This is a genomic window from Paenibacillus sp. J31R122, assembly GCF_056269185.1.
In genome coordinates this window covers 1-6,904 of record NZ_JBWDNM010000035.1, presented here as the reverse complement: position 1 = coordinate 6,904, position 6,904 = coordinate 1, and the positions used below count along the sequence as shown (strand labels likewise).

At 40.5% G+C, this 6,904-nt stretch carries 6 protein-coding genes; 5 read left to right on the top strand and 1 reads right to left on the bottom strand.

All coding sequences use genetic code 11. The annotated features are described in order from the left end of the window. Positions 1-185 precede the first annotated feature (185 nt). The 4 genes from AC0YN7_RS29410 to AC0YN7_RS29395 all read left to right on the top strand — a co-directional run bounded on the left by AC0YN7_RS29410 (position 186) and on the right by AC0YN7_RS29395 (position 4,357). A complete protein-coding gene (locus tag AC0YN7_RS29410; RefSeq protein WP_475813567.1) occupies positions 186-551 on the top strand; it encodes a hypothetical protein in 366 nt (121 codons plus the stop codon). 921 nt (positions 552-1,472) lie between these two features. Beyond that, positions 1,473-1,922: a hypothetical protein gene (locus AC0YN7_RS29405; protein ID WP_475813566.1), complete on the top strand. Its 450-nt coding sequence runs from the start codon at positions 1,473-1,475 to the stop codon at positions 1,920-1,922. A gap of 235 nt (positions 1,923-2,157) precedes the next feature. Beyond that, positions 2,158-2,679 (top strand): hypothetical protein, encoded by a 522-nt coding sequence (locus AC0YN7_RS29400; protein ID WP_475813565.1) that lies wholly within the window; start codon positions 2,158-2,160, stop codon positions 2,677-2,679. A gap of 238 nt (positions 2,680-2,917) precedes the next feature. Next, positions 2,918-4,357, top strand: coding sequence for a flavin monoamine oxidase family protein (locus AC0YN7_RS29395; RefSeq protein WP_475813564.1), 1,440 nt, complete (start codon positions 2,918-2,920; stop codon positions 4,355-4,357). 426 nt (positions 4,358-4,783) lie between these two features. Here AC0YN7_RS29395 and AC0YN7_RS29390 read toward each other — a convergent pair whose 3' ends face one another. Further along, positions 4,784-5,062 carry a hypothetical protein gene (locus AC0YN7_RS29390; protein WP_475813563.1) on the bottom strand — a complete coding sequence of 93 codons (279 nt, stop codon included), beginning with the start codon at positions 5,060-5,062 and terminating at the stop codon, positions 4,784-4,786. 371 nt (positions 5,063-5,433) lie between these two features. Here AC0YN7_RS29390 and AC0YN7_RS29385 point away from each other — a divergent pair, with 371 nt between their 5' ends. Further along, positions 5,434-5,937 (top strand): DinB family protein, encoded by a 504-nt coding sequence (locus tag AC0YN7_RS29385; RefSeq protein ID WP_475813562.1) that lies wholly within the window; start codon positions 5,434-5,436, stop codon positions 5,935-5,937. Positions 5,938-6,904 lie beyond the last annotated feature (967 nt).

Below are 6,904 nucleotides of genomic sequence, written 5' to 3'. Positions count from 1 at the left end.
TCTGCATGCCCATGAAAGACGAACATCGGAAAGCCGTATGAGGGAAAACCTCACGTACGGTTTGATGAGGAGGGGCTGGGAAGACCAGCCCTTTACTCTAGTAACGGGCAGTTATCCGCAACATTACTTATATTCATAACGTCATAACGTCCATATGCTTACAGTTAAAAACATAAGAAGGTTAGGTGGATGGAATTAAGAAGATATTTCAAGTCTTTATTTTTAGTTTGATGATTGCTCTCCTTGTCTCCTGCTCTAAATCCCAAGCTTTACCCAATGCTACAGCCATATCTTTGAAACAATCCTTGGCTTTTGATGACTTCGCTAAGTTTCAGACTTTATTTAGTGAAGGAAAACGGTCAACTGCCACGAAGGAATTATTTGAGGAACTTAAGAAAATCAATTCAGCAGGCGCAGGATACAAAAGCTATACCGTCATCGCACTACATAATGGTGAGATGTTACTTGTTAATTTAACTCCAAACGAGGAACAAGCTGTCCAGAGCATAACTGTTATTCCTCAAGAGTATAAAGTTCTTTTTACCGAATAGAGGTTGATTACGCTAACGGGACACGATAGTTGAGTGCGCCACGAGGCGCTGTAAATAGATGCTTCTATTATGAAGCGAAGGGTTACCTCATACCCTGTCAGGCTAGGATGGCATGCGTCGGATTCGAGCAAATCCGGGGTGTGAAGCCCATCCAACAATGTACTTGTGAGGAAAATCCGTCTTTCCAAGAAGCAGGGCTAGCCTCTATGACCTGCCATGGTCAGCGAAAGCAAAGTCATGTACGAAGCGCGGTCACGTGTAACACTCGAAAACGAATGGATGATACGAGTGGGTGGAATGAGCGACATGCCCTTCAACTTGGCATATCAACCCGATTGAAACAAGAACCGGTGGTTGCAAGGATACAGAGGTGCAATCCTGCAAATCTTCCCCGCGTATAGTGACGACCTAAAGCAGCGAGACGATTTACAGTGAACGTGGGAACCCCTTCTTTCCGTCCTTTGGGACTGGACAGCTGACGTTGATGTGAGAGACGGGGGGCGGAGGATTCGTAGTAGTCGGAGATAGGGAAAGCCTATTACATGGCGAAGGAATCCAGTCTAAAGTCAGTGCGTATTTGCAAAGTAGGGCCCCTGCAGAATTCACAGACCAGGGAGCGATTGCGCTTTTCTTCCTTCGCTCTATCCTTCTAGGAAGGATAGAGAATCGAAACTCAAATACGGCTAGCGCGACATGCGCCGCTTTATGCAACTTTAGATGGAGAGCCGGATGCCTTGAAAGGGGCACGTCCGGTTCGGAGAAGGGCGTGACCGTCTAACTGCCGATCGCAAGATCGGTGGGTCGGGTTGCGCCTATTCTACACACCGAAAGGGCTATTTTTAAGAAATTATAAGTAATGGACACTCGCATGAATTTATGAAACACAATTACCAAGCAGAACATAGTATCGGATGTGAGTACATGGCAGAAAGAAATATTACCTGTACCAGTGTTGGGGTATATGGACACGCAATTACTAAGGGTAGGTTTTATGAAGTAGTCGCTGAAGATAATGAAAATTTTAGAATAATCGGAAATCAGAAGAGAAGAATATGGATCAATAAATACTATTTCTCTGAGGGGAAAGTGGATGTACCGATACTACAAAGTTGGAAGTTCGATGATGAATTGGACTCTTTTGATCTAATCGAAGTAACGATAACTTTTAATAATGGAATGAAGAGATGGTGTTCGGTAACCACCCCAGAAAGATTAGTAAAGCATTTTGAAGAACCTAATCTAGATCCACCAGGTTGTAATATTCAGCATTTAATAATTGTGAAGACTATGAATACTGAAGATGTTGATAGTACATTGAAATTCCTAGATGCTCAAGGAGAAATAGAAAAAGCAACAATATTATTAGGGTAGATGAATCGAAGAAGACGCCGACATCTCATAACACCCAATTCACGCTTCGGGCCATTCGACACTCGGTCCGCCCGAGGCATTTCGAAGATTTTTGACCCGATCTTCATTACGCTAACGGGAGACGTTTGTTGAATAACTAACATTAATGAGCAGGCTACGGTAGCCTGCTCGTTTTATTGAACTAACGGGCAAGATAATGTAATGATAGAATGGTTGTATAAGGAGTTGTTTTCTCATGAAATATTTAGAAAACTTAAGACAAAATGATAATGAGTTGCAAAATAAAATTGAGACTTTATTAGAGAAATATCAATCTTATCCTGTCGGTTCAGGTTACATTGACATTATTACGAAGTATGAGTTAAGTGAAAAGTTAATTGAGGAACTTTCGAATGCAGGGATAGCAATTAACGCTGTAACTTGGTGGTGTCATTGTTCAGACGAAAATAAAAAACTTTATGGTTGTCCTCATGGCATGGGCGGCCCCAAGTGTACCTGCTGTGATGGATATTATAGTGAGATGGGGCTTGATTACAAAACTTTTGAAATTGCTGAAAGTGAATACAATAAATTGGAGACAAGTGTATTAACCAAAGACGAAATACACTCAATAAATCAAGCTGTATGGAATTATATTAGAGAATTTTCTTGTCATGAACGTTTTAGCGAATGCTTGACACCAGCACTATGGCTTCATGTTCCAGACGAATGGAAAAGAATAAAATACTTGAAGCGTTCAACTAACGGGGAACTATAGTTCAATAATGATAGGGCTGCCGATAGGTAGCCCTTTGTTCAACTAACAGGCAGAATAGTTTAAAGAAAACAGGCTGGATCCGTTAAAATACCTGTTGTTTGTGTTCGAGCAGCTTCAGCGGATATCCAATCCAAAAAAACGGAAGCGCTGGACAAGCTATCAAGAAACATAGGCATCCCTGCAAATGAATATAATGCAATAAATTCTTTTGCAGAGTGGAGAAGGGATGCTTAATAACATGAATGATCAATTAGCAACTGATCAAATGATTAGCATGATTAGAAATGGTCTTAAAAAGTCGCAAGCCCCTAAACATATTATTATTGTTGGTGCTGGAATGGCTGGACTCGTTGCAGCATCTTTATTAAAGGACACTGGGCATAAAGTCACCATTCTTGAAGCGAATGATAGGATTGGAGGGCGTGTTTACACCTTGCGATCTCCCTTTAGCGAGGGGTTATATTTCAATGCTGGGCCAATGCGTATTCCTGATACCCATTCTTTAACCTTAGAATATGTTAAAAAATTCAGGTTACCCACAAACCTATTTATTAACCGAACTTCTATGGATATTATTTATGCTAATGGCATCAAAACACGTCTTGCCATGTATGAACGTAATCCAGGAATATTAAAATACCCAGTTGCTCCAAATGAAAGAGGGAAAACGGCTGAAGAACTAATGTTTTTAATACTACAACCGATCATTAATTTCATTAAACAAGATCCAGAAAGAAATTGGGCTATTGTAGAAAAACAATATAGAAAATATTCATTAGGTTTATTCTTAAACTCTTATTTTTCAGACGGTGCAATCGATATGATTGGTGTACTCTTTGATATGGAAGCATATATGGGGATTTCTTTAATTGAAGTATTACGTGAAATGGAATCCTTCACAGCAACAACATTTTATGAGATAACGGGTGGAATGGATTTATTACCCCAATCATTCCTACCACAATTAAAAGAAAATATTCTGTTCCATCAAAAAATGATGAAAATTTCCCAATATCAGAACAGTGTAACTATCCATTTGATTAACCAACAAACCTCAGAGCATTCCCCGATAACAGGTGATCTTGCTATCGTAACCATACCTTTTTCAGCCTTACGATTTGTGAAAGTCGAACCATACGATTCTTTTTCCTACCATAAACGTAAAGCAATTCGCGAACTAAACTATATGGCCGCAACAAAAATCACAATCGAGTTTAAAAGCAGGTTTTGGGAAAGAGAAGGTCAATGTGGTGGTAAATCCATAACAGACCTGCCAATCCGATTTACCTACTACCCCAGTTATGGAATTGGTACAAATGGACCTGCTGTGATCTTGGCAAGTTATACATGGGCGGATGAAGCTTTAACATGGGACAGTTTATCTGAAAAAGATCGTATTCAATATGCCTTAAATAACTTGGCAGAAATTTACGGAAATCAGGTTTATTATGAGTTCGTATCAGGAGCTTCTTTTAGCTGGAGTCAAAATCCTTATTCTTGTGGAGCTTTTACGGCTTTTGAACCGGGACAGGAATTAGAGCTATATCCTTATATCCCTATACCTGAAGGTAGGGTACATTTTGCTGGTGAACATACATCACTTACCCATGGTTGGATGCAAGGAGCAATTGAATCAGGAATACGGGTTGCGTATGAAGTTAATAACTTGCCAAAATAAAACAGGCAAAATAGGTAAATCAGGATGCAAAGACTCTGCAGGCTATTAGCAATGTCTGTGACCAAGGGAGCAGAATGCCCAACGCTAAGTGATCAGCGAGATCGGTCAAATGAGGTATGCCGGTCGACCGACCCTGAGGATAAGTTCTTGATCTGTTTTATTCATATGGGCATAATATACACTAAAGTGAGGATCTTGCTATGTAGCAGCTCCTCTTTTCCGTTGAAAAAAAGGGAGTTATCTGCAATAGAGAATTGACCTGAGACCAGCTGTAATAATTAAAGTACAAGGTACAATCGCATAGTAACAAAAGTTATAATTTAGGACGGAAAGTGAGCTGTTTACCATTAGTAAGAAGAATTCAAGAACAATTGTAGTTGAAGTGGAAATATATAGATGGACTAACCTATTAAGCATATTCGGTTATTAAGAAGGGTTCTCTTTAGGGAGCTTTGCCTTCTTGTCCATTAACAAGCTGGTCAAAGTGAATGCACTGATATATCCAGGTAAATAGGCGATACCCGCAATAATCATATAGGCGGCGATCATGCCTGTTGAATGTGATAATTGATGGATCCACGGCTGGGATAACCAGATTACGAATAAAAGCCAACCGATAGCCACCATCTGGCTTATCCAAAATTTCCCTAAATACGGTTCAGCAGCGCGTGTAAGTTGTTTATCATGTCTCCTGTTGGTAATCAATTTAGACTGCATCTTCTCACTCGAGGGATTATATCACACTTTTGATTTCACTAACGGGGAACGTTAGTTGAACAAATAAGAGGCAGTTTGCTGCAACAGTTGCTCTCTTTCTTTATTAAGCTAACGGGCAGGTTATTTGAGGAAGGAATTTACATTTATTACGTTGAAATATATATAAAAGGGAGGCTTAAATAATGAATAAGGAAAAGCAATTAGATTAGCTATTCCTTTAGACGGTTTAATAAGATTTAAAGAAAATTCAACTAGATTCCTTCTTAAATATAGGTTTATTATTTTAAATCTAGCTTTAATAGATTATTGTGGAATCAAATGTCAATACGAAAAACAAGTGGAAATGGAGAGAATTTAATATGACACACCCAGCATTAAAAATGTACAACTACCACGTATGGGCTAATGGAGTTATAATTGATCGTTTAAAAGAACTTCCAAAGGAAATTTATCATAAGGAAATTCAGAGTGGTTTTTCTTCGATATCAAAGGTGTTGTCTCACATTTATCTCACAGATTGTGCATGGTTTGACATTATCTCAGGTAAAAGTATGAATGATGCAATGGCGTTCACGAATCAATTAAGAGAACAGGTGGAAACGAAAAGTATTGTGGAAATGAAAAAAATATTTCTAGACTTATCTGAACGAAACAAAGCACTTCTGAACAGTCAAGAAGATATAGAAAAGTTGATTGTGGTGGATAATCCATATGCCGGGTTGCTTGAAACTTCTATTTCTGAATCGGTACTACACGTTGTAACTCACGGATCATATCACCGTGGCAATATAGCTACTATGTTGCGGCAAATGGGGCACACCTCCGTTATGCAAGATTTTGGACTTTACCTATATTCAAAATAGGAGAGAGTACCTCAAGCACCATCCACTTTAAATGGAACAGTTCTTCAACTAACGGGAAACGATAGCTCAGTGCGCCACGAGTCGCTGTAAATAGATGCTTCTATTTTGAAGCGAAGGGTTACCTCAAACCCTGTCAGGCTAGGATGGCATGCGTCGGATTCGAGCAAATCCGGGGTGTGAAGCCCATCTAACAATGTACCTGTGAGGAAAATCCATCTTTCCAAGAAGCAGGGCTAGCCTCTATGACCTGCCATGGTCAGCGAAAGCAAAGTCATGTACGAAGCGCGGTCACGTGTAACACTCGAAACGAATGGATGATACGAGTGGGTGGAATGAGCGACATGCCCTTGAGCTTGGCATATCGACCCGATTGAAACAAGAACCGGTGGTTGCAAGGATACAGAGGTGCAATCCTGCAAATCTTCCCCGCGTATAGTGACGACCTAAAGCAGCGAGACGATTTACAGTGAACGTGGGAACCCCTTCTTTCCGTCCTTTGGGACTGGACAGCTGACGTTGATGTGAGAGACAGGGGGCGGAGGATTCGTAGTAGTCGGAGATAGGGAAAGCCTATTACATGGCGAAGGAATCCAGTCTAAAGTCAGTGCGTATTTGCAAAGTAGGGCCCCTGCAGAATTCACAGACCAGGGAGCGATTGCGCTTTTCTTCCTTCGCTCTATCCTTCTAGGAAGGATAGAGAATCGAAACCCAAATACGGCTAGCGCGACATGCGCCGCTTTATGCAACTTTAGATGGAGAGCCGGATGCCTTGAAAGGGGCACGTCCGGTTCGGAGAAGGGCGTGACCGTCTAACTGCCGATCGAAAGATCGGTGGGTCGGGTTGCGCCTATTCTACATAACGGATATTTGAATAAAACACCCATTTTTATGAACATGTCTACACACAAAACCTTTTCAGAAGCATATAAACGGCCATACAAGCCAATTTCTTTTTATAGATCGAAGT

Excerpts from the sequence above, each read along its gene's own strand:
- AC0YN7_RS29395 (WP_475813564.1), top strand. The coding sequence starts at position 2,918 with ATGAATGATCAATTAGCAACTGATCAAATGATTAGCATGATTAGAAAT.
- AC0YN7_RS29400 (WP_475813565.1), top strand. The coding sequence starts at position 2,158 with ATGAAATATTTAGAAAACTTAAGACAAAATGATAATGAGTTGCAAAAT.
- AC0YN7_RS29405 (WP_475813566.1), top strand. The coding sequence starts at position 1,473 with ATGGCAGAAAGAAATATTACCTGTACCAGTGTTGGGGTATATGGACAC.
- AC0YN7_RS29385 (WP_475813562.1), top strand. The coding sequence starts at position 5,434 with ATGACACACCCAGCATTAAAAATGTACAACTACCACGTATGGGCTAAT.